Genomic DNA, 1,785 nt, shown 5'->3' with positions numbered 1-1,785 from the left:
GAAGATGAGAATATGTGGATCCTTGATGAGAGCGCGCGCAATGGAAATACGCTGCTTCTGTCCGCCGCTGAGCGTTACTCCCCGCTCCCCTATTGCAGTATCAAATCCTTCATTGAAACCCAGAATATCTTTTTCTACAGATGCCTGTCTGGCGGCAGTTTGCACTGTTTGCAAGCTGGCAGAAGGATCGCCGAAGCGAATGTTATTGGCAATGCTATCGGAAAAGAGGAACACATCCTGCGGTACGTAACTAATCTGACTACGCAGATTGGATAATTCCAGGAACCGTATATCGTGGTCATCTACCATCACTTTTCCTTCCTGCGGATCATACATACGGATGAGCAGCTGTGCCAGCGTACTCTTACCGGAACCGGTTCTGCCGATGATCGCCACTTTTTGTCCGGGTGCAATATGCAGATTGAAATCACTGATCGCCGTAATGCCTGTATGTGGATAGGTAAAGGTGACATTCTCCAACCGTACGCCGCCTTGCAGTGTCACTGTTTGTGCATTGGGTGCATCTTTAATCACCGGCTCCATCTGCAAAAATTCGTTTATACGTTGCTGTGAGGCCGCCGCACGTTGTATCATTGTGGCCACCATTCCAATGGAGAAGAAGGGAAACATCAGCATGTTCACATAAATCACAAACTCCGCCAGGTTACCTACGGTAATGTTGCCGCGCATCACCTGTATGCCACCAATAAAGATGGTGAGAATCACGCTTAAACCAATCATTAAGGCCATGGTAGGCTGAAACAGGGCATCAGTCTTCGCCAGACTGATAGAGCTTTCTTTATATGCTTCACTTGCTTCTTCAAAATGTTTGGCGCTGGCATCTTCCTGTATGTAGGATTTTATTACCCGGATACCGCTGTAAGATTCTTGTGCAATGGAAGTAATGTTAGACAGCTGCGCCTGGATTCTTTCGCTTTTACGATGAATAATCCGGTTGACATAGTAAATAGTCAATGCCAGCAAAGGCAATGGCGACAAGGTATACAGTGTCAGCAACGGATTTACCTCCAACATCAGGTATACAATAATCACAATCAGAAATAAGGTGCGGGAAGCGTACATAATGGCCGGTCCTACGTACATGCGTACACGTGATACATCTTCTGTTATGCGGCTCATCAGGTCACCGGTACGATGCATCTTAAAAAAATTCAGGTCCAGCTTCTGATAGTGCTGATAAACGGCATTCTTCAGATCATACTCTATGTGCCGGCTCATCACGATCAGTGTTTGTCTTTGCAGAAAAAGAAAGAATCCACTCAGCAATGCAAAGATCAGGATGCTTACGCCATAAAATGCCAGTACATGTGTAAAGTCCGCGCGGAACGCACCTTTCAGCGGTGTGTTACTCAACAGTCTGTATTCATCAATATTGTGCGCCAGCAAATCAAAGATCTGCCTCACCATAATCGGTTGAAAAACGCTGAATACAATGGATATGGCAGTAAACAACAATCCCAGGATCAGTCGCCATTTATTAGAGAGAAAATATTTATTAAGTGCAGCAAGGTGTTTCAATGGTGAATGCTTTAGGAACAAAATTAAGATAAATTGGGGAAGCGGAAAGCAGAAAGCTATTGTAGCGATTTTTTGTCTTACTCAGGATTATACTGATTTAGATGATTAGCGGGATTTTTTTCAGGATTTAAAAGATTAGCGAAGATATAAGCGAAATTTTTTCTGTTTATATCTTCGCTAATCTTTTAAATCCTGGAAAATCATCAAAATAAAATCCCGCTAATCATCTAAATCAGTATAATCCTG

The 1,785-nt window shown here is 43.5% G+C and carries 1 protein-coding gene; it reads right to left on the bottom strand.

Features of this window, described 5'->3' with window-relative positions; translation table 11 throughout:
* On the bottom strand, positions 1 to 1,539 hold a 1,539-nt coding region (locus VIP81_RS00910), incomplete at its 3' end, for an ABC transporter ATP-binding protein (protein ID WP_331956592.1).
* Between the last annotated feature and the right edge of the window lie 246 nt (positions 1,540 to 1,785).

This window comes from Chitinophaga sp. (assembly GCF_036566945.1).
In the GTDB taxonomy this organism is placed as follows: Bacteria; Bacteroidota; Bacteroidia; order Chitinophagales; family Chitinophagaceae; genus Chitinophaga.
This window is presented reverse-complemented; position numbering and strand designations above follow the sequence as displayed.